This is a genomic window from Pseudanabaena sp. CCNP1317 (assembly GCF_034931345.1).
Classification (GTDB): domain Bacteria; phylum Cyanobacteriota; class Cyanobacteriia; order Pseudanabaenales; family Pseudanabaenaceae; genus Pseudanabaena; species Pseudanabaena galeata.
On record NZ_JAYGIF010000062.1, the window covers coordinates 1 to 22,983 of the forward strand.

Consider the following 22,983-nt stretch of genomic DNA (forward strand, 5'->3'; position numbering starts at 1 on the left):
CTAGAACTAATCCTCCACCTGCCTGTGCTTCTATTGCCAAACGCGAAAAGTTAGATTTTCGTATCGAATTTGCTCGTATTACCATTGTCTCATCTTGAGACTCTCCTGAGTTTTCTGCACCACTAAGCGATTTGCCTAACAATGCACAAGCAAGTTCCTTTTGTTGTTCAAGCTTCTCGTCACTTGTTTGATGCTGGTATAGGCTCTCGTGGCTCTCATGGAGTATCTCTCTATCGTTATGATAAAAAAGGCGATCGCATTGAGAATATTACTGATTGGGCTTTGGAGAGGTTCCGCGAGCATTACTCAACAACCAAAACTCAGGCAAGGGGCTTAAGCCCCTTGTTACCAGCAGATCCCTCCTCAGAAGAGACAAGGGGCTTAAGCCCCTTGTTACCAGCAGTAGTAGAGGATAGACAACTATGGTTCGTGACGTTTGTTACACATAACTCACGCATATCAGAACGGATGGTCACTTATGGCGTACAGGTCGGTGAACCACTGATTTTTACAGATGAAGATCAAATTTTTATTGCTGAAAAAATAGCAGAAGCGTCAAAGCGTTATGAAATAACGATCGCCGCTTTTAATGTTTTACCCGATCATGTTCACATGGTCATTGCTGCTGAAACAGAAAAGAAACTTAACGAACACATCCGTAAAATAAAAGGATTTAGTTCTCACGAATTCCAGCGATCGCGCAAATTTGATAAGGGTCAAAATGTCTGGGCGCAAAAATTTAATCGTCAACTCATTGAAGATGAAGATGCTCTAACTAACATTCTTGAGTATGTATCAAACAATCACATTAAGCATTCTGAACGTTGGGGACAAGAATTAATCTCAACGTGGGAAAACGGACTACCTGAGAAGGGATTAAGACCTATTTCAGAGATTGTCCAAAATTGCAGTGACCCTAAAACAAGGGGCTTAAGCCCCTTGCCTAACAGCGATGAGACTCTGGGAACAAGGGGCTTAAGCCCCTTGCCTGAGATTGAGATAACTGTACGAGAAATCACCAAACTCGACATCTTCCATTACACTTACGCTGTCCTTCACCATCCCGCCTACCGCACCAAATACGAACTCAACCTCAAACGCGAATTTCCCCGACTTCCCTTTTACGAAGACTTCCATCAATGGGCGATATGGGGAAAAGCCCTAATGGACTTACACCTCAACTACGAAACCATCGAACCCTACGGACTAAAACGAGTCGAAATTGCCACCAAAGACAACCCCAAAGCCAAACTCAAAGCCGATAAACCTAACGGCGCGATCATCCTTGATGATAATACACAGTTAATTGGTGTACCAGCGATCGCATGGGAATACAAACTCGGCAACCGTTCCGCCCTTGAATGGATACTCGATCAATACAAAGAAAAGAAACCCAAAGATCCCACCATTGCCAAGCTGTTCAACACATACAAATTTGCAGACTACAAAGAACAGGTAATCGATTTACTGCAAAGAGTTTGCACCGTCAGCGTGAGGACAATGGCGATCGTTCAACAAATGCCAGATATATCTTAATTTTTAGGAGATCGCCTCCATGACTTATTTTTAGCGTGATCGCCTTGCACTGCTTCGCGATCGCCCATTATTCGAGTCACTATTCGAGCAATCATGATTATTCTCGATACAAATGTGCTTTCCAAATTTATGAGAGCAGTTCCCAATCCTATGGTTATGGCTTGGATCGCGCAGCAAATTCCATCACAAGTCTTTATCACCACAATTACACAGGCGGAGATATATTACGGTCTAGCGCTTTTGCCTACAAGAAAACGTTGTAGTGATATGGAGAGAGCAGTGCAGCAAATGTTTGAGCAGGATTTTTTAGAGCGGATTTTGACTTTTGATAGCGTGGCGGCTCTGGAATATGCAAAGTTAGCCTCATTGCGGCGACAAATTGGTAAACCGATCGCCCAAGCTGATGCTCAAGTTGCAGCGATCGCTCTTTCTAAAAATGCTGTACTAGCAACTCGGAATATTGCAGATTTTTGTGACTGTCATCTAACTCTTGTCAATCCTTGGGAATGTTAAAGATAAATGTTTACGATAGATTGTTGTAATTTAACGTCAGTTCGACGAAAGCAAAAAATGGGAAGAATCGCTAAGCGATTCTTCCCATTTTTTGCCATTTGCAGCGTGCGAAGCACGCCGCAAATAGCTATATCGAACTCACGTTAATTTATTTGTATAGCAATGTAAGTTTTGCTTAGGACATAAAACCCAAAAGATGAGTGGCGGAGCTTTGCGCCGCCACTCATCTTTTGGGTGTTGATTTGTCCTATCTATCTCTTGCGTTGCTATAGCTGTCGCCATTCTTGTTAGAACATAAAACCCAGATAGTGTGAGGCGGCGCGAAGCGCCGCCTCACACTATCTGGGTTTTGATTTGTCCTGATACAGGTGGCTATAGCTATATAGCGATTTTCAAATGAATGTATACTCATTTGAAAACAAAAAATCAATCTTAGTAAAGGTTTAGAGATTTCATTTTGCCGTAGTCAAAATGAAATCTCTAAACCTTTAGCTTTGTTTAATTTGTGAAACTAATTGTCGGGCGATCGCTACAGCTTGCCAGAGCAAACAAGGACGATCTTCAAGGCGATCGGGGATGTCTTCTCCTAGACTTTCTAGAAAATCAATCACGATTTTACGAGCATAGCTGCCATAGGCTACCCCAGCCACAGGGATGTTTGCTTGGCGCAATTTGGGGACAGTACTCGCATTTGTGCCACCAGCCAGTTGCACAAAGCCAAGGGGTAGTTTGAAGTCCAGAACCTTCTGCCCAAGTTGCAGCGCCGCACGGGTTGCACCATCACCAATATCGCCGCTCATCGGTCTGCCATCGGTTTGCCAGATCAGCGATCGCGGTTGGGGATTCATCCCATCGAGCAACGACATCAGATAATTCTGTAAATCTTCACAATCTGGGAAGCTTACAGCTACCAACTTGAGCTTAGGGATAATCGGACTCAAGCGCTGCCAAAATGCGGCAAATTCTTTAGTGCGATTGGGCTGAGTATGAATTTCGATCGCATTAACTGACTGGTTAAGTACTTCATCAAAAATATCTTCAGGGACATAGACCTGTTCGCGGGTATGAATAATCTGCACTGGACATAGGGGCAAGCAACGACCGCACCCATAACAAAGACTTGGCATGATCCCATTGAAATCATTACTAAACTTGATTGCAGTGGTGGGGCATACTTTTTCGCAAGGTCGGCTGCAATCGCTTGGACAAAGCTCAGGATCAAAAAAAGCTTTCCGAAAATGGGGATCTTCGCCATCATTAAAGCTGACCATCACTAAAGGGGCGATCGCCTTTGGGTCTAACTCTAATGCGGCGGCGATGCCTTCCCTTGCAGCAGCGATCGTGGCAGGATCGGGAGCCATATCAATGCAATCAGCGCCAGCCAATGTATAAATTAGCGCCAGATGACGAATTGAGGGTAAATGTTGATAACTTGCACCACAAATGAGCTTAAACCACTGGTGCGATCGGAGGGCTTCAAGTTCCATAGTTTCAGTACTATTTACTCAAGGTCATTAGCACGCTGAAAAACCTCATACTCGTAGTTGGGATATTTTCGATTGTAACCGCGATCGGGCTTTGCTTTTCACAACCTAGAAGATGAAGGCGGCGCTTTGCAGCGCTTTCATCTTCTGGGTTGCGTTTTATAGCAATGTAAGTTTTGCTTAGGAGATAAAACCCAAAAGATGAGTGGCGGCGCAAAGCGCCGCCACTCATCTTTTGGGTTTTGATTTGTCCTTTCTATCTCTTGCGTTGCTATATATGCACAACTATGATCGATTTTTGCGATAATAATGTATAAAGCGTGAGTTGAGATTATGGCTATTTTTGCTGCTGTTCAAACCCCCGAAAAAGTCAAAGATACTGTCAAAGAAATAGTACGCAAGCCTTACCCGAAATATAAGGTAATTGTGTTAAATGATGATTTCAATACCTTTGAGCATGTCTCTGAATGCCTGATGAAGTATATTCCAAATATGACTGAGGAGATGGCTTGGGAGTTAACCAATCAAGTACATTTTGAAGGCTTAGCGATCGTTTGGGTGGGACCAATGGAGCAAGCTGAGCTTTATCACGCCCAGCTCAAACAGGCGGGCTTAACGATGGCTCCTCTGGAAGCAGAGTAAAGGCAATTATTTCTATTTGCTGAAGGATGCATCCTGAATGGAGATTGGCATTTTTTTATTCTCCAAATATTGATTCTAAAATAACGTGAGTTCGATATAGCTATTTGCGTCGTGCTTCGCACGACGCAAATGGCGAAAAATGGGAAGAATCGCTTAGCGATTCTTCCCATTTTTCGCTTTCGTCGAACTGACGTTAAAATATATTTGATGAGGCGATCGCCTAATAAATTGAAATATCCCTACCACCCTAGGGGGTATTTCCCTGAGTGTTAGGCAATGTTGTATTCATAGGGGATTGGTTCTGTTGCGCCACTCTAATTAGGAATCTTAGGGCTTCGTTAACTGCATCGGCGTTTGGAAATATTGCGGCAACATCAGGTTCTAGACGCACAGTTGAGCCACCAAAGCTTTTACGTCCTGAGCCTAGTTTTCTGACACGCAGACTTTTGAGGTCATATTCGGGTCTAAGGTCGTCTTCTAGTTCTAAGTCAGCCTTCTTCATATGTTTCACGCTCCGATTTTGTAACTTCTCTGGCACTGATGATCCGAATTGAATCTCTTCTCTCTGTATAGGAAACGATTAATAATCGTCCTCGATTTGATTCGCCGACAATTAGATAAAACGTTCTTCGTCTTCTGAGTGTTCTAGGTCATATAGCAATCCTAAATAGGTTGTGAGAGAGCGCCCCGAAGGGACGCTCTCTCACAACACTCAAAATCTTACAACTCATTTAGGAGCGCTATAGAAGTCAACATAAAGCGGATCGTCAAAGATAGTTTTCGCTTCTGCGAAGGAAACTCCATGCTTTGCCAAGTTTTTGACTGCTTTGTTTTCGTCCCACTCATATTTCATGAGGCTATTTTAACAAGTATTGAAAGCGATCGCCTATTCTCTGATCTGCAATGCGATCGCCTAATAAATTGCCAATGTGATTAGTGATCGCTACCAATCAATATTTTGGATGTTGCTTAAAGTTGCTTATGCCTTAAAAGTCCTAATACAAGAAGAATATGAATTAGCCTTTCTACAACAACTTGGGAACATTTATGTTGCATGGAAATGCCATGACAAACATCATTACGGATATTCCAGCCTCGTTGATCGGTTAAAACTACTCGAAAATAAAGAGAAGCATCTTCACCTAATGCCTGTTTTACCTGTTCACTTCGGAGAAGATCATCAAGTGTTATCAAGTGAAAACCACCACCTCGTCCACGCTTTAAAACTGTCCCGCCAGAAATTTCCACCAGTTTTCTCACAGTTGCCTCAATCTGTGGAATGAGTAGATGAGTAGCCACTACATAATCTTGTTCAAGATATTTTTGAATTCCTTTAAGTAAAAAATCTCTTTGGTTGTCTACAAAAACTGGAGACTTAAATAAGTAGCTAACTAAATTATCAGAATCAAGACCAAATTGGTTTATTACTCTGGATATAGTTGCATTTAAAAATATCGCAGATATATCCATTCTTTGAGACATTTGACTCACAATATTTCCATCCAAGTCCTCTTCTAAAGAACCTACAGTCGCAATTATCCTTCCTTGTTCGTCAGTTATTTCCTTTGTAAAGAGAAAGCTAATAGGAGCCTTCTCCGCAAGCTCCTGTAACTGTTTCTTAATCTCACAACGTTGTGGAATATGCTTTATTGCAATGCGAGTAAGAGACTTTTCAAGATCACCGTCTAACATTTGCTCAATATAACTTTCGATTTCATTATGAGAAATCTCCATTTCATAGGATATTAATTTCATATCATCGTATACCCTAGGACTGATATCTTGGATGATTCTTAAAATACGCTTTGCATCATTGACAAGCTCATATTCTGTATAGACATGATGCATGTGTTCTAGCCAACCAGAAGCGATCAGAGGCTCTGCTTTACTAGCAGCACTTTCAAAAGAATACCCCAGTGTTCTTATGACACGAGAACATTCTTCTTTAAGTTTTTTTGAGCGATAATAGCGAGCTAGTCTTTCAGCAGCTTTTTCGCATATCCAAGGTTCTTCTCCATCTTTGAGTCTATTTAGTCTATCTTCGAGACACTCTATCACTCCCTTCTCTTCGTCTGTGGAAAGAAAAACTTTTTTGTTATCAATGAGTAAATCGAAACTGAAACCCCAGAGATTTGGTTTAGAATCTTCAGCGATAAAACGCTCGTAATCTAAAATTATTTCTTTTGCACTTGTAATTAGTTCTTGTTTTTTAAAGGAAGTTGCAATGAATAAAGCCCGTTCAAGCTTCTGGATAATGTCAACCTCATTATCATGATTTCTTTCTTTAGCTACTTTAAGTAGTGCCTGACAATATGTAGTTGCTACTGAATGATAATGATGAGGCTTTTCACCAGTTACTTTTTGAGTAAAATCATACACTAACCCTGCGTAACGTGCTTGCATGAGCGAATTACTTGTTGATTGAAATCTCTGAGTCCAATAGGAAATAACCTTTGCATTAACTCGTTGAATACTAGGACTTTCCATCATTCTTCCATCTTTTTCTGGAGCGGTCATCATTGGTCCAAAATATGTTCCCCAACCACTGTTGTGATTAGCAGCATTCTCGTAAAAAGAGAATGCCATTATTTCGTATATCCATTCCTGACAAGGTTCTATTTCTTCGTTGTTGTTATCTCTCAGCAGTCCTAATTCCAGCTTAATATCATATTCAGAAACATCTATTAATGTTTCAAGGGCAATAAGTTTTTCATCTAAGGCATCTTTTGAGGGATTCATAGGTCTACTTTATGAGTGATAGATTTTTTAATGGATGATTCATCGTTTTGAGAAATTACTTTGCTCCCTGCCAGCAGTCGGGTTGAGATTTACAAAATAGATTTGCGATCGCAATATAGACATGTTTCAAAGACCATCAAAATCTGTAACAGCAGACTCTTGCTGAATCTGAGAAAGCTCAGCTTGAATTTGCGGATCTTGTGCCATTGCCACTAGTTCATTTCTAATCCGAATTTGATGCGCTATACGCTCCAAAAGCCACAATTGCTCAGTTAGATTGAGAGCATCTATAGATTTAGCAATTACTTTAAGATTACTTGACTTTTCCTTAATCAGCATATTTTTCACTTAGCTCCGTCCGATTCTCCCACACACCAATCAACCCAGAATTCAGCAATTGCCGCGCAGTAAAAGTTTTTTTTAGGCTCAGGCAAAGGAGAAAGCGAAACTACCACATCAACCTATTGCCCTTGAAAAACAGGCAGATCGCTTAGATGAATTTCACCATCTTTTTCTATAGTTTGATTTAAACGAATTGCTTGCATCGTTTTATATTTGCTGCTTGTGTATAGCAATCCTAAATAGGTTGTGAGAGTGCGCCCCGAAGGGGCGCACTCTCACAAACCTCAAAATCTTACAACTCATTTAGGAGCGCTATATACATTCTAAACTAAATCTAACAAACTAGCTCCAGCAAAGTAATTTAGCCGATCGCCTTGCTAATTTGTAATGATAGACTTAGGTGATCGCTACCTATGCACAAAATTATTGAGGTATGCTTAAACAACAAAGAGGCTTAAGTTATGACAATCAAAGAACAACTGATCCGCGAAATCGAGCAAACACCTGAAGCGTCACTAATCCAATTTATGCAGGTTTGGCGATCAACTAAGCAAACATATAGAGTTAATCAATCACCCACCAAACTCTCCGAATTTTTTCGGCAATCTCCCCTTGTGGAACTTACTGCCAATGGAGAGTTAGACCTCAGCCGCGATAAAAGTCTATCGCCTGATCGATTTATTCTATGACTTATCTCCTTGATACCTGCCTAATCTCCGAATTAGTCGCCAAGAAACCAAATCAACAGGTTTTAGACTGGCTAGATACCCAATCCCCTGAAACACTCTATTTAAGCGTGATTACGATGGGTGAAATTGCCAAGGGCATTAGTAAACTCACACCATCTCGCCGCAAAGAAGATCTAGATATTTGGCTAAAGCAAACTCTTCCCTATCGTTTTACGGGAAGGATTATAGACATCGACCTTCCAACCATGTTGTTATGGGGTGAATTAGTTGGAAAACTTGAAAAACAAGGGCGACCACTGCCGATGATGGACTCTCTCATTGCCGCGATCGCGCTCCAGAACTCTTTAACTCTAGTTACTCGTAATGAAAAAGATTTTGCAGGGATAGAAGTAACCATTGTGAATCCTTGGACTATTTAAAGCAACCTATAGCGATCGCCTTGCTAATTTGTAATGATAGACTTAGGCGATCGCCTTAGATACTGAGGTTTGCTAAACTAGAAACAACCTAAGTAAAGACACAATGACCACCTTAGAAATTGCGATCGCCAAAATAAAAAGCTTACCTGCCGAACAGCACAACGAAGTGATTAGATTTATTGAGTACTTAGAATTCAAAGTTAGTAAACCTATTGATAGCCAAGAAAAGATAAAACCAGAAGAGAAGGATATTTCTTTTGCTGAAGCTGCCAAAGACTTTATCGGTTGTTTAGATAGCAATCTAGAAGACTTATCCTATAACCCCAAATACATGGAAGGATTTGGCAAATAATGCAAAAAAACGTCATTCTCGATACAGGGGTTTTAGTAGCATTCCTGATGCCTAGCGATAAACATCATCATTGGGCTGTCTCGTCATTGCAATTGAGCGATCGCCTAGCCAAATCGTGATGATAGGCATAGGCGATCACTTAGAAACTATGGCTTCTGTTCAGGGAACATACACTTATCAGAATCACAACCCGCAGGGCCCGCATCCATCAACTCACCCGAATCATAACGCAACAAACTTGCGTAAAAATCATCAGACTGGCGACGTACTAGCACCTCAGCACTGAGCTTCTCATAGGTAGCCTTATCGATTGGCTCAAAAGGCAAGCGGGGGAAAGTTTGTAGGTCATCAAAACGCGCCAACAGCGCCGCCGAGATATAACCCTCATCATCACGAATCGCTTCGTAAATCTTCTTTCCTAAAGGCTCAATTTCCGCCTCACGCAACTCCAAGGTTGCGGAAGTATTATGACGGGTGTAATGCTTCTGCACCTGCATATAGAAATCAAACTGCGCCATCACATCGAACTTACTGATTTCCACCTGATCCGCACCGTCAAGGTCAGCCCAAGACACGCTCACAGGAATCTCCACCAGCCATTCTGTACATCTCGGATCGAAGGGATCATTGAGCAATAGTCCATTCTCATCCTTATCAGATTGCGAAGGAATGATGCTATAGCCATAGTCCATACAAGCCCGCGCCACAGGATCTTCCTTACGGAAAGTAATCCGACGAATAAAGCGTTGTGCCTTCGGAGGATGCCACCCTGGGGAAGCCCCTGTCAATAGAGACTTGGTATTGTGAGACTTCAGCGCCCCTTGCCAGTACCATGAGTCGTCATCATCAATTCCCGATACCGCAAAGTCATAGCTGTAGTCGGGAGTAGTTTCAAACTCGATACTGGTGACGCGATAGGGATGGAAGGCAAACTGACGTTTAGGTTCTGGTAATGGACGGAGCTGGCACTTGCGGCTGTAGGTGTTGAGATATGCCAAGGATTCAGGCTGTGACAACATCCGACTCAGAGATAAGCCCCACATATTCTTTTGACCTTGGAAGTTCTCACCTTGAGTATTATGGAAAATACCAAAGCACAAACCAACGGCTTCACCGATCTGTTGCAAGTTACGAATAAAGGCTTCGCTCGATGAGTCAATGGAAAGAGAACCTTTCTCGCGAACACAGCCATCGGTGTCAATCAAGCCACAGAAGAAGGCAAGAATTGTCTCGCGAGAGGATTTACGAATTGCGAGAGGAATCCGATCTAGATCCTTGCTAATACCTTTCTGCAATTGGTTCAATTTCAGCCAATCAAACAACTGTCCAGAGGCAAAACTTAATTCGCCTCTTGTACCGCCATTGCGAGGATCATGGCTGATTTTGCCTGTGAGTCCAAACTGGCTTTGGGCGATCGCCTGCAAACGCTCAACCAAATCTAATTCTTTCTCATTGAAAGCAAACCGCACCCGATCTTTGCCCTCACTCATTGCGCCATCACCAAACAAGCAACCCAAGAAATAGCCCAATTCGGGATTTAGTGTAGTTGGTGTCGTGATTTCCGCAGTCAGCACACCGCGACCATGCCCTAAGATTTCCTTACGACCTTCGCAAGTATATTGAGCAGCATTGAGACTTAGCAATAGAGCATCTTCTGTGTGACGATATTCGCCTAATGAATAATCAATATCCATGCCAAGTTCAAGGTGATCGGCTCTCACCCATTGATTAGCGATCGCCAGACGATGATTAGGAGTCATCCGCAAAACGCGACCATTTTCAAGAGTGACCCGCACTAAATTTAGAGGCTGATTAGCGATCGCTGTATCTGTAGCAATGCCATTCCGCACACTCAAATCTAAACCTTTGCTTTCGCCACTACCCGCCTCGACAATCTCATCGGCATAGAGCAGACCTTGATCAAAGATGCGTAAAGCGGTGCGATCGAGACATCCCGCAGGTTGAGTTGTCGTACAACGATTCGGGCGGCGTAACCCATGCGAGTCGCAATATTCCCAAACCGTCTGATGGACGATTTCGCGCCAGCGATTGAGATAATTCGCTTCTTTCTCTTTGAAGTCTAGCCCCTGCACAGTGTCAGGACGACCTGCCTCAAACCAGCGCAACCATTCCACACCAAAGGCATGAACGAAGAAGTCAAATAGTCCTGTGAAGGATACGCCCACAATTGGGTCAACTTCACGGCTAAATTGATAACGCTCTTCCAGAAAGCGATGATTGAGCAAAGCGGCAACAGATAAAGCACCTGCTTTAAAGGCTTGTTCTTGCTCCTTGTGATTATGTGGATCGATTTGGTTTAGATGCACCTCTGAGAGGTTGCAATGAAACCCTGAGCCGATGATTTCCATCGTTTCTCCTGTTTCCAAGAGGATCGGACTATATCTTCATCCGTTCTGGATGGTGGGCGCTGTTTGAGAGATTATTGTTGGGACTCACTCTCTAGTCTCTGAACCTTTCTAGAAACTTATACCCTTCTAGACTTGGCTGCTGATTACCCTCGGCTTAACGTTAGGGCTTCCAGACAATTCACCCACTGATTTGTCTATTCATTCCTGAATAGAGCGGCAAAACTAACGGCTACCGCAAGGATTCAAACCATAACGCTCAAAACGATGATCAAGTTCTCGTTTGGACATATTTGGTTGTAGTGACAACAGCCATTCTTTAGCTTTGGCAATTCCTTGTGCATAAAGAGCAAGAAATTCTTTCTTCAGATTGGTAGTAGTCAAGATGTCAGAATTAGAACGGGCGATCGCTTCACCTGCCCATTGAATTGCACCTTCACCTGAATAATATTGTTTGCGGACTGCATCAACACATTCCTGCTCTGTGGGTTTGCGGTGAAATACTCTCGTGTGGTTTGCCATCCGCAGTGCATCGCGCTCAGGATCGATACTCCAGTTGCCACTTTCATTTTGTTGCCAGAGATTATCTTTGGCAGCAGCGCCAAGGGCATCTTCTGAGGCAAACTGACGAATCCCCGCACTGCGACGGATGTTACCAGCTACGATACAAACTGCGGCTTCATCAATGAGGATGCAGCATTCGACGGAGGTGAGTTGACGACCGATCGCTTTATTTAAAATATTGGCACAGCGATCGTAGAGGGTTGGCAACTTGACAGGATTTGCCATGCCGCCGAAACCTTTGAGGGCTTCACCACTGGGGCGCACATCGCTGATGTCAACGGTGACTTGGACGGGCTTAGCTGCATCAAATTTTTCTTCGCTGCATAGCTCTAATAGCGATTGGTAGGACTTGACCCAACCTTGACGGCTATCGCCCACATAGAATTTGACGGCATTATTGGCATAGTCAAATTCGACTTCGGTATTGTGGCGGCGTTTTTCAACGGGAGTATCACCGATCGCACCGATCACATTTACTTGCAACTGGTTACGGATTACGGGCAGTTGGCTAATGTACTGCGGCTCTAATACGCCACCTGTACCCGATCCCTGCATCGCGAGATCCATCATCAACCCAAAGGCTCGCCAGTCGATTACGTTGGTGCTGGTGCAGTTATAGGAGCCAGAGAAATTTTCGGGGCGATCTACCCATTCCGTACCACCGACCCAAAGCCAGCGCCCAGAGGTAAGGGACTTAAGCTGCTTTTGCATCTTGTCGATCAGGTCAGCTTGTTCTTGGGTCAGCTTACCTAAAGTTTTTAAACCTGTAAGTGTGCGATCGCATACTTCAGCCCAGCTTTCGCGTTTGTTATTATATTTACGGCTATATGTCCTGAAAAATACAGGATATGCGGCAGGAGCGCTATCGGGGAATCTGACCTCTTTGGAGATCAGTTTGAGTTCTTGTACCATAAACAATTGCAAAATACTTTAGAGCTTAGCACATATATAGCGTTGTATTAATCAAAAAAAGCTAAAATAACGCTACTAGTATTTAAGGTTTATATTTCAGTTACCTAGGATTCCTTTTGTTCAACGATCGCAATTTCTTGTTCTGTTAATTCATATAATTGATAAACCAAGCGATCAATTTGGCAATCAATCACTTCGATCTGCTTCTCAATCATGTTTTTTTCATTTGGCGAATTGACTAGCTTGAGCTTGTTATGGAGTGACGTAATTTGCTCCACTAGAGAAACCATGCGATCGTGATTTTCGCGATCGTTCTTTACCTCAAAATCAATTAAACGAATAGGAAGCTGTTCGATAAATTGCGTAAAATAGCGAAAAAAGCCCCCACGAAGTTGAGTACTTACATTTTTTATATAAAAATTCAATACCTTACTATTCAAAAGTCCTAAAATATACTCGGGTGATTCCCTAATCGTATTTTTAAAAGTAATTCCATAGCCACTAGTAAAAGTATATTCACCAATTTTGTCCATTGCAAAAGAAGCTCTATCTGCTATATCTGGCACAAGTATTTTAGGCGATTTCATCAACTCAAGATTTTTAGGATAAACATATCCATACCAATTGGAATTATTCATCTTTCCTTTTTCACGATTTGATAGATATTCTCTATTTTGCAACAAATATGTAAATGTCTTTGGAAATGATAACAACATCTCATTTTCAGTAATGAGTTTGGCAGATCCTTTTTCTAAAAGATAAGGAATGATCACAACTTGATTAGAAGGAATTGTTCTATATTTTTTAATTTCTTTCCCTTTTAAAAACAAAGATACTAACTGGGATTCAATTTCAAATGTACTGTCAATTTTATTAGAATAAACAACAACAGATTTTTCATTTTTTTCAATTAAATCTAAAACATATATCTTGTTTGCACTAGTGCGAATACCTTGAGAGATTTTATCTACTATATCTTTAGCCTTGACAGGCATTTTATTTAACCGTTCAAATAAACTTAAATCACTGCCAACAGGAAAATTCCAATTTTTATAAGTAATAGTTTCCACGTCTATTTTAGTGTCTATTGAACTAGCGAATTCACACCATTCTAAAATATTACTTATTTTTTTAATTTCACATTCAGAAGCAGCTACTTTATCCAAAAATATTAAACAAGTGTAAGTGGTTGGACCTGTAAAAACCTGTTGATCGCCAAAGTGGACAACTTCTGATAGGTGTTTGCCAGTAGAAATAATTTTGCGAATTGGTTCCCCATATTGGGCATTAAAAAATTTATGAGGTAAGATATATCCCAATTTACCTGTTTTATTTAATAGGCTTAATCCTTTTTCGAGGAATACAACACATATATCATAATTTCCTTTGCTTGCCGCCAAGTAAGTTTGCTTGTAAAATTCGGTTTCTCTTGCTGCCCATTCTTTTAGAGTTTGAATGCGAATATAGGGTGGATTACCTATTACTGCATCAAAGCCACCTGATTTCATGATTGATGAAAATTCATTTTGCCAATCAAACACATTAATTCGATAGACTTCATCTTCTCTTAACAAACTCATCTGCACTTTGTCGTAAAAGCCAGAGTCAATTAAGGAATTACCACACTTAATATTATTATCTAAATCAGGTAATGCTCTTTCTTTAAATAGCCTTAATTGATTAGTAACACTTTCTTGAGATTCACCTTCTAAAACTCTTAATAACAAAGATAACTTAGTGACTTCAACTGCCTGAGCATCGATATCTACACCAAAAATATTGTCTAATAAAATCTTTTTCTTTTCAGTTGTCGTCAGTTGCCACCCAGATATTGATTCATAAATGGGAGAATTACGAGTAGGATTTTTTAAATAATAATCGCGATACCATTCTAGTAAATATTGATATACTCCAATCAAGAAAGAACCTGAACCACAAGAAGGATCAAGAATTTTTAATTTCGCGGCTTGTTTAGCAGTTTTACCTTCTAATAATTTGCCAACAGTATTTTTAACAATGTAATCAACGATATAAACTGGAGTATAGTAAACGCCTCCCGCTTTTCGTACTTCGGGTTTGTCTTCTACAGTGACACCGAGTGTGCTTAGAGTAATTATTTTCCCAAGAAACTGCTCATACACCTGTCCAATAATTTCAATGGGAATTACAGAAAACTCGTAGGGACTGGGATAGTAGAGATTCTTGATGATATTTTTTAATGGAAGATCACCAATGATTAAAGTTAAGGTGAAATTATCAAAATCAGGTCTATTACGTTCATCTTTAAAATGAAACAAGCCTGAATTATAGCGATCATCAGCTTCTCGAAAAATTTGACATAAGCGATCATAAACATTACTGTCTTGTTGTAGTTCTTCTAATCTGCCATAGTTTTCAGTTCCACGATCTTCACAAATGCGTAAAAAGATGAGGCGATTGATAGTTATTTGTACGGCGAAGTTGAGATCACGAGATGTAATTTCAGGATTATAAAACACCAGATTTGCAGCTAAAATACTACGCCAATTCTCAATCTCATTCAAGAAAGCATCATCAACGGTTTGATTGCCTTTATGGATTGTTTGTAAAGTAATAAATTGGTTTAAAGAACCCGCCAAAACCGCCTCTCGCGAAAATAAGGCGGCTATTTCATCCCATTTATCTATATAGTCTGTGTATTTAAAATAGAGGATTCTAGCGACAGTTGGTAGATCTTTAACATTCGGTTGAATGCGACAGTCATATACTGCAAATTCTTCAAAATCTGTGAGAATACTAACGGGTAAACTTGCTGACCAACCGTAACGTCGAAGTTGAAATGCAGGTTTAGTATTTTGAGCAATATTGATGGATGGCTTTTTTGCCTCTACAAAAAATTGAGGAGATTTACCAATCCGAAAGCAATAGTCTGGGGCTTTATGGGTGTCGCCTATTTTGACGCTGTACTCATAAATCACTTCTCGATATGCTTCAGAGGATCTTTTTTCGTTACGAATATCCCAACCCAACGCTTCAAAAAATGGGGTGATAAAGTCGTTTTTTGTCTGAGTTTCGTTATAGCTAATTGAACGATATTCAGTCTCATTTTGCTGAAAGCGCTGAACTAACTCAGAGATTTTGGCTGGGACACTCATACAATTAATCTTACGAACTAGAAAGCCAGTCTAGCAGAGTTAATCATAATTTGGACTGATGCTGTCTGCCTTGATTATTTTAATAGTCCAGTTGGTAAGCCATCGATGCTATGTTGATTATTCTTTTCCCAATATTCATACACACCTTCCTCACCTTTTTTCTCAGCCCATTCTTTTAAAACTTGGCGATCGCCTGAAAATTCATAAAAGGGAACTGCAAAACCACAAGATGTTTGTACAGATTCCACCTTTACGCGCACAATTTGGCGAGTACCCGCGATCGCAGGAAATAGCGATAAATATTCTTGCCATGCTGCATCTCTGGGGCGGATTGGTTCACCTTGACCATAGAGGCGCAGAATGAGAGGCTTTTCGGTAAAGCTACAAAGCATGACTGTAATTCGACTGTTTTCGAGGAGATGGGCGGCGGTTTCATTACCACTTCCTGTGAGATCAAGATAGGCGATTTCGGACTCGCTAATTACGCGTAAAGCATCCATTCCTTTAGGAGATAGATTCACCCGCCCCTCGTTCGGAGCGCTTGCCACAAAGAAAATATGTTGAGCTTCGATGAATGTTTGCAACTCGGTCGTAATGCGATCGTAAAATTTAGACATCTGTTTAACTATTTAACTATCCAATCCTCGTGAATTAATATAGCTGTCGCCACTCACTTCTTGGCGACAGCTATATTTTTGTAATTGGTGAGTATTTTCAATAACTCCTCGTTAAGCATTGTATAGCCTTGGTTATTGAGATGCAGAATGTCGCGGCTATAGATTGGGCGAACCTTGCCACTCTCATCCGCTAAAAGTGTTGCTGCGTCTAAAATAATAACGCGATCGCTTTTGAGGGATTTGATAAATTGATTAATCTCAATAATTGCGCGATCGGCTTCTTCTGGCCAATAAGCTCGAACCGATTGAGATAACTCACTAGTCGGGAAAATCGTAGACAGAATTACGGTTGCTTGTAGTTCTTGAGTTAATCGATCAACAATTTTTTGAATGTTCTGTTTGCAATTATTGACTATATTCTGTGATTGATTGGGGAATTCAGCAATATCTCTTAGGTCGTTCACACCGACTTGGACAACGACGATTTGGGGTGATAACGAGGCAACATGGGCTGATAGCCTCCCTAGTACTTGGTCAGTCGTTTGTCCATTGATGCCGCGATTGGCAAATTCAAAGGGGATATTGGCGATCGCTGGCCAAGCCACCGCACGGGAGTCCCCAAAAAATACGACTAAGGGCTTGTTGAGATCACGATTTGATATGGGACTAGAAGAATACATATTCAATCCATAGCGATCGGTTGGAGAGTCAGTGATGGCTGATGGTTGATTATTGTTCTGCAACCAGAAAATTAGCCCAAAAGATCCACTGACAAGGATTAGCAAAATAGCTATAGCGAAGTATATTTTGTTCATCACTTTATTCTCTTAAAAAGAATTCGCCCAAAAAGGAGGCGGCGCTTTGCGCCGCCTCCTTTTTGACATTTTGGATTAAAAATGTTTTTCAGCAAATTGACGGATGCGATCGCAACCTTCACGAATCGTTTCTAAATTAGTAGCATAGGACAGTCGAATGCAGTTATCTAAACCAAAAGCAATTCCCGGAATTACAGCTACTTGAAACTCTTCTAGTAGTTTGTCGCAAAACTCAAGAGAAGGCATTCCAAAAGACTTAATGCTAGGAAAGAGATAGAAGGCTCCATCGGGTTTAGGACAAGTCAGTCCTGAAATGGAAGTTAACAGGTCATACATGACATCACGACGCTCAGCGAAAGCTTTCCGCATTGTTTCTACGCATTCTTGGGAATCATTGAGCGCAGTTACGGCTCCATACTGAGCAAAGGTGCAGATATTTGAGGTGCTATGTCCTTGAATCATCGTCGTTGCCTTGATGATTTCAGGTGAACCCGCTAAATAGCCAACTCGCCAACCTGTCATCGAGTAAGCTTTGGCAAAACCGCTACTGATTAAGGTGCGATCGTACATTGCGGGACTTACTGAAGCAATACTGATATGGGTTGCACCATCGTAGAGAATCTTTTCGTAAATCTCATCGGAGACGATATACACATGGGGATGTCGTTCCAAAACTTCAGCAAGAGCCTTAATTTCCGCAGGTGAATAGACCATCCCTGTGGGATTAGAAGGCGTATTCAGCACAAAAAGTTTGGTTTGGGGATTAATTGCTGCTTCTAATTGCTCAGGGGTGATTTTGTAGCCAGTTTCCTCAGTGGTAATCACAAATACTGGAGTTGCATCGGCAAGTTTTGCCATTTCGGGATAGCTCACCCAAAACGGCACAGGAATAATCACTTCATCCCCCTCATCAAGAATTGCCATCATCAAGTTATAAAGCGAGTGCTTACCACCATTAGTAACGATGATTTGTTCGGGCTTGTAGGTTACTTGATTATCGCGCAGGAGCTTGGCGGCGATCGCCTGTTTGAGTTCGGGTATACCTGCGGCAGCAGTATAACGAGTCTTGCCTTGGTCGAGTGCGGTCTTAGCAGCAGCCTTGATATGGTCGGGTGTATCAAAGTCTGGTTCGCCAGCACTAAAGCTACAAACATCAATTCCACTAGCCTTCATTGCCTTAGCTTTTGCGTCGATCGCTAGAGTTAAGGAAGGCTGAATATTACGAAGTCTTTTTGCCAGTTGCATGTTTTCTGGAGGAGCGGAGGCATCTTTATGGGATTAGTTTCGCATTGTATCAAAGCATACTTGCTAGAGTTTGATAGATTTTTAACAATTTAAGATTTAAACCCTAAAAGTAGTGGCGGCGCGAAGCGCCGCCACTACTTTTGAAAGTACGCAAAGCCTTATAGATAAGCGCGAATCATCGCTTGTGTGCCTTGCTCTGCACCTTGCCCATCATCGAGTTGACTCACTTTATAGAAGTTTTGCATGGCCAAGGCGATCGCAGGTAAATCTACGGAAAAATCAAGATTTTGGCGATCGCTGATTTCTTGCACCAGTCGCAAATCCTTGAGCATATGCTTGATGGCAAAACCCGCTTGATAATCCCCCTTGGCAACTTTCAGCCCTAGATTATTTAAAGCCCATGAGCCAGCCGCCCCACTACCACAGACATCAACTACTAATTGGGGATCAACACCCATTTTCTCGGCAATCTGCATGGTTTCGCAGAGAGCCATCATATACACAGATACAAGAGTTTGATTGCAGAGCTTGACGGCTTGACCACTACCGATCGCCCCGCAATGTTTGATATTGCTACCCATGGCTTCAAATAGAGGTAGGCATTCTTGCAAATCTTCAGGATTTCCACCCACCATAAAAGTCAATGTACCATTGCGTGCGCCCACATCGCCGCCTGAAACTGGTGCATCCAAAAATCTCAAACCGTCATGCATTAAAGCATTGCCAATATTTTTTGCTGCATCACTGCCGATGGTACTGGTATCGATAAATAAGGTGTTGGCTCTGGCAAAATGCATGGCTCCCTGATCGCCGATTAACACCTCGTTGACATCAGGGACATCACCGAGGCAAGAAAAAACCACATCGGCAAAACTGACTGCATCTTCTAAGGAATTAGCTAATGTGCCGCCTACACTCGTAAATGTAGAGATTGTGGGACGCTCTTTAGTGCGATTCCAACCTAGTACCGAATATCCTCGTTTGACTAAGTTGGCAGCCATTGCACCACCCATTACGCCTAAACCCAGAAATGCAATCTTTTGAGTCATACCTATAATTTATAAAGCTGATCGAGCTTTATAAATTTACTATATAGTCAGCTACAGCTAGAGTTTCTCGTATCCTCATGAAGAATTACCGAAAAAAGCTAGCTATAAATAAAAGTGGCGGCGCTTCGCGCCGCCACTTTTATTTTGGGTTTTCAGTAAATCTTTTACTACTATAGAAACTGTTGGATTAAAGTGGCTAGTTGTTTGAGTTTGATCGGTTTACTGAGATATTCATTGGCTCCAGCCGCCAAACATTTCTCGCGATCGCCTTCCATGACAAGTGCCGTCACCGCAACAATTGGGACATCAATTAAATTCTGAGCGCGAATCTGTTTGATCGCTTCAAGTCCATCCATACCAGGCATTTGGATATCCATTAGGACTAAATTTGGCTGCTCTGACAACACCAAGTTAATTGCCTCCAGTCCATTTTTGGCAATAATCAGCCGATAGCCCTTGGCTTCTAAATAGCTAGAAATTGTCATGATATTCGCTTCATTATCTTCGGCTAGCAAAATTAGCGGCGAAGAATCGGTCGGGTCATTAGTTAAGGCGATCGCTTCTGAATCTAACTTTGGTGATGCTTGAGGAAAAGGAATCGAGGTGCTGTCATAGGGGAGTGAGATGGTGAAACGACTGCCAACATCTAATTCACTAGTGACATTAACGTATCCATGATGTAGTTCGACTATGCGTTTGACTAGCGCTAACCCCAACCCCGCTCCATCATATTGACGGTTGAGAGCGCTATCGATTTGGACAAAGGGTTGGAATAGTGTTTTTAGAGCATCAGGGGCGATGCCGATACCTGTATCGATGACAGCAAAATGTAACCAGTGAGTGGGTTTAATATCATTATCTGCATTTACAGATTCGAGTGTCACTTCTAAAGTGATTTGCCCCTCGTCTGGCGTAAATTTCACAGCATTGTTGAGCAGATTGATTAACACTTGGCGAATGCGACGTTCATCGATCATCATTTCAGGAAGGACAGGCGCGACCTCCATAATTAAATGCAGTTTTTTTTGCATGGACTGCTGCTTGACAAACATCATACTGGACTGGCAAAGCCGATTAACATCGGTTAAGGAGCAATCCAAGACCAATTTACCTGCTTCTATTTTGGAGAGATCGAGGATGTCATTGATTAGTTCTAGTAAATGATTGCCGCTCCTTTCAATGATTGGTAATATTCTTCTCTGCTCTTCACTAAGTGAACCAAAGACCTCATCCATTAGCCCCTCCGTAATGCCCAGAATTGCATTGAGAGGAGTGCGAAGTTCATGACTCATATTGGCGAGAAACTCATCTTTGTGACGAGTAGTACGCGCTAGTTCTTGGTTAGATATGGCTAGTTGTTGATTTGTTTCGATTAATTGTTGTTGCGCTTGTTTGCGTTCCGATAGTTCTTGTTGCAATCGTTCAAACAAACTGGCTTGTTGAATGGCGATCGCTAATTGATTAGCGATTTGTTGTAGCAGTTGCGCCTCAGACTCTAGCCATACTCGTTTGGTTTGACAAGCATGAATAACCAAAACACCCCAGATCTTTTTAGTTGTCGTAGGTGAAACCCATTGATGGGTTTCGATCCCATGCAAATCTTGGAGGATTGGGGCGACGATCTTGGACTTAACCTGACCTTCGAGGGAATATTCAATGAGGCAATCTGTCCAGACATCATTCATGACATCAGGAACAATGCGAGGTTTGCCATGCCAGTAACAATCGAGAATATCCTGCGCCCAAACTTCATTCTCCCAACTACGGGATTTGAGTTTTGGAAAATTATCGCTCACAGATTCTTCAACTATTTGGCTGCGACCATCATTAAATAGTTGAAAAATGATCACGCGATCGCCATCAAACAAATCTCTGACCTGTTGAGTTACTGCTGCCAAGATTTCAGGGATATTTAATGATTCACGAATTTGTTGAGTGAGAGCCTCCAACATTTGCTGCTGACGCAATTGTTGGCGAATGATTTGCTCGGCTTGTTTGCGATCGCTAATATCACGGCATACACAAATCAACAAATCATCCTCTGTAATGGTGAGCGACAATCCCTCAGTAAAAGTAGTTCCATCTTTACGGATAGCGATCGCTTCTCCTCGCCAACTGCGATCGCGTCCTAGTACAGGAAATACTTCCCGTGCAAATCGAGCAAGTTCCTCTGGTGCATACAACTGTGTCCAAGATTTGCCTATAAGCTCTTCAGCCTTTTTATAACCAAACATTTCTAGGTGCGCTTGGTTCAAATAGATGTATTTATTCTCTTGTAAAATCGCAATTCCATCGATTGCTGCTTCCATCGCCGAAAGTTGTTGTTGCAATGCTTTTTCAGCATGTTTGCGATCACTGATATCACGGACAATCCAGAAAAATTGAATTTCCTTAGTAGCGAGACTAATATTTTTTGTGACAGTAACTTCAACAGGAAAAGAATTTCCCTGTCGAGATACCAGCGTAGTTTCCCAATTTGCATTAGTAATGACTGACGTTAGCAGATGATTGAGTCGGCCATAGAAAATCTCGCTTTGGTTAGGGGCAAAAAAAACAATGAATGGCTTACCTACAATCAACTCACGGTCGATCGCTAATTGGTTTAAGATTGCTTGGTTTGCCTCTTTAATGTTGCCAGATACGTCAGTAACGAGATAGCCATCGGGAGAAAAGATAAATAAATTGTGGTAGCGTACCTGTTCGTCTTCCAGATGATGTTGTTTCTCAATTAGTTCTTCAGTACTGCTTCTCAACTCCTCAATCGTGCATTGCAAATCTTCACTTGTCCTTACTAATAAGGCATTACTTTCTTCTAGCGCAGTTCGCTGACTTACCATCAAAGCTTCAGCTTCTAATCTGACTAGTTCTGGCAAATTTAGAAATTGGAGTAAGAGCGTCTGGGTCACAATCCCCACTAATTCATTCTGATCACCTATGACCACTAGTCTATGGATATCTCGCTGTTCCATTAGTTGCTGTACAGCATTGAGCGATTCTTTAGCATAGACCGTAACTATTGGCTGGCTCATTACCTCGTGCATCAACAAGCGATCAAGCGGTTGACGCTCAATCGTCAATCGCACTACATCCCGCTCAGTCAAAATTCCGATCGCCTGCCCATCTTCTACCACCAATACACAGCTTGATCTTGCCTTTAGGTACAGTTGCTCTAAATGACTTGGACGAAGACCTTTGTCCTGCACGACAATCATTTGAGCGATCGCATCAATGACGCGCTCGTTAGAATTAACTACTAAAGGATTACTAACTATTGCTAGCTTTAGTTCATTAAGCTTAGTATCTATGGTAAACATTAAGGTTAAAAATTACGCAATTTACGCAATTGATAGTGCTTTCCCGAAAAATATTTGATACCAATTCACGAAAGTATAGCAACACTTGTGTGAATTGGTATTACTGATGTTACATGGAACAAAGATCGTTATCATGTTTCCGTGTCTTCTTAAAAGAGGATTTGCAGACTAAATCCCTACATATAGCTATAGCCATTCTTGTTAGGACATAAAACCCAAATAATGTGAGGCGGCGCGAAGCGCCACCTCAC

15 protein-coding genes and 4 pseudogenes are annotated in these 22,983 nt (G+C 41.7%); 6 read left to right on the plus strand and 13 right to left on the minus strand.

Features of this window, described 5'->3' with window-relative positions; all coding sequences use genetic code 11:
• Nucleotides 1-276 precede the first annotated feature (276 nt).
• Together VB775_RS13660 and VB775_RS13665 are read left to right on the plus strand one after the other, a co-directional pair.
• Nucleotides 277-1,536, plus strand: a pseudogene (locus tag VB775_RS13660) (type ISP restriction/modification enzyme); the annotation flags it as partial.
• A gap of 93 nt (nt 1,537-1,629) precedes the next feature.
• On the plus strand, nt 1,630-2,049 hold the full coding sequence (locus VB775_RS13665; RefSeq protein ID WP_281007092.1) for a type II toxin-antitoxin system VapC family toxin: 420 nt from the start codon (nt 1,630-1,632) through the stop codon (nt 2,047-2,049).
• A 488-nt stretch (nt 2,050-2,537) separates the two neighbouring features.
• Here the strand turns inward: VB775_RS13665 and VB775_RS13670 are convergent, their stop codons facing one another.
• Nucleotides 2,538-3,536 (minus strand): LdpA C-terminal domain-containing domain, encoded by a 999-nt coding sequence (locus tag VB775_RS13670; protein ID WP_281007093.1) that lies wholly within the window; start codon nt 3,534-3,536, stop codon nt 2,538-2,540.
• Nucleotides 3,537-3,866: 330 nt separating this feature from the next.
• Here VB775_RS13670 and clpS point away from each other — a divergent pair, with 330 nt between their 5' ends.
• Nucleotides 3,867-4,175 carry an ATP-dependent Clp protease adapter ClpS gene (clpS, locus tag VB775_RS13675; protein WP_103667074.1) on the plus strand — a complete coding sequence of 103 codons (309 nt, stop codon included), beginning with the start codon at nt 3,867-3,869 and terminating at the stop codon, nt 4,173-4,175.
• Between the two features lie 247 nt (nt 4,176-4,422).
• Here the strand turns inward: clpS and VB775_RS13680 are convergent, their stop codons facing one another.
• The 4 genes and pseudogenes from VB775_RS13680 to VB775_RS13695 form a co-directional block, all read right to left on the minus strand.
• The gene (locus VB775_RS13680) at nt 4,423-4,677 is read right to left on the minus strand and encodes a hypothetical protein (RefSeq protein ID WP_281007094.1); all 255 of its coding nucleotides are present in this window, start codon (nt 4,675-4,677) and stop codon (nt 4,423-4,425) included.
• Nucleotides 4,664-5,028, minus strand: a pseudogene (locus VB775_RS26485) (BrnT family toxin). The gene VB775_RS13680 and the pseudogene VB775_RS26485 overlap by 14 nt, the downstream one beginning before the upstream one ends.
• 116 nt (nt 5,029-5,144) lie before the next feature.
• Complete coding sequence (locus VB775_RS13690; RefSeq protein WP_281007096.1) at nt 5,145-6,914, minus strand: DUF4209 domain-containing protein; 1,770 nt, start codon at nt 6,912-6,914, stop codon at nt 5,145-5,147.
• 126 nt (nt 6,915-7,040) lie between these two features.
• Nucleotides 7,041-7,253, minus strand: a complete 213-nt coding sequence (locus VB775_RS13695; protein WP_281007097.1) for a hypothetical protein — start codon at nt 7,251-7,253, stop codon at nt 7,041-7,043.
• Between the two features lie 464 nt (nt 7,254-7,717).
• Here VB775_RS13695 and VB775_RS13700 point away from each other — a divergent pair, with 464 nt between their 5' ends.
• From VB775_RS13700 to VB775_RS13710, 3 genes are all read left to right on the plus strand, one after another.
• Entirely contained in the window at nt 7,718-7,945 is a 228-nt protein-coding gene (locus tag VB775_RS13700) for a hypothetical protein (protein WP_281007098.1), read from the plus strand.
• A complete protein-coding gene (locus tag VB775_RS13705) occupies nt 7,942-8,364 on the plus strand; it encodes a type II toxin-antitoxin system VapC family toxin (protein WP_281007099.1) in 423 nt (140 codons plus the stop codon). The genes VB775_RS13700 and VB775_RS13705 overlap by 4 nt, the downstream gene beginning before the upstream one ends.
• 103 nt (nt 8,365-8,467) lie before the next feature.
• On the plus strand, nt 8,468-8,716 hold the full coding sequence (locus tag VB775_RS13710; RefSeq protein ID WP_281007100.1) for a hypothetical protein: 249 nt from the start codon (nt 8,468-8,470) through the stop codon (nt 8,714-8,716).
• 146 nt (nt 8,717-8,862) lie between these two features.
• On the opposite strand, the pseudogene VB775_RS13715 reads toward VB775_RS13710, so the two are convergent.
• The 8 genes and pseudogenes from VB775_RS13715 to VB775_RS13750 all read right to left on the minus strand — a co-directional run.
• Nucleotides 8,863-11,058 (minus strand): annotated as a pseudogene (locus tag VB775_RS13715) (LAGLIDADG family homing endonuclease); the annotation flags it as partial.
• Nucleotides 11,059-11,316: 258 nt separating this feature from the next.
• A pseudogene (gene nrdJ / locus VB775_RS13720) lies at nt 11,317-12,558 on the minus strand (ribonucleoside-triphosphate reductase, adenosylcobalamin-dependent); the annotation flags it as partial.
• 104 nt (nt 12,559-12,662) lie between these two features.
• Entirely contained in the window at nt 12,663-15,692 is a 3,030-nt protein-coding gene (locus tag VB775_RS13725; RefSeq protein ID WP_281007102.1) for an Eco57I restriction-modification methylase domain-containing protein, read from the minus strand.
• 74 nt (nt 15,693-15,766) lie between these two features.
• The gene (locus VB775_RS13730) at nt 15,767-16,309 is read right to left on the minus strand and encodes a pyridoxamine 5'-phosphate oxidase family protein (protein WP_281007103.1); all 543 of its coding nucleotides are present in this window, start codon (nt 16,307-16,309) and stop codon (nt 15,767-15,769) included.
• 53 nt (nt 16,310-16,362) lie between these two features.
• Nucleotides 16,363-17,124, minus strand: coding sequence for an SGNH/GDSL hydrolase family protein (locus VB775_RS13735; RefSeq protein WP_281007104.1), 762 nt, complete (start codon nt 17,122-17,124; stop codon nt 16,363-16,365).
• A 75-nt stretch (nt 17,125-17,199) separates the two neighbouring features.
• Nucleotides 17,200-18,369 (minus strand): pyridoxal phosphate-dependent aminotransferase, encoded by a 1,170-nt coding sequence (locus VB775_RS13740; protein ID WP_281007105.1) that lies wholly within the window; start codon nt 18,367-18,369, stop codon nt 17,200-17,202.
• Between the two features lie 158 nt (nt 18,370-18,527).
• Complete coding sequence (locus VB775_RS13745; RefSeq protein ID WP_281007106.1) at nt 18,528-19,418, minus strand: NAD(P)-dependent oxidoreductase; 891 nt, start codon at nt 19,416-19,418, stop codon at nt 18,528-18,530.
• Between the two features lie 170 nt (nt 19,419-19,588).
• The gene (locus tag VB775_RS13750; protein WP_281007107.1) at nt 19,589-22,732 is read right to left on the minus strand and encodes a PAS domain S-box protein; all 3,144 of its coding nucleotides are present in this window, start codon (nt 22,730-22,732) and stop codon (nt 19,589-19,591) included.
• Between the last annotated feature and the right edge of the window lie 251 nt (nt 22,733-22,983).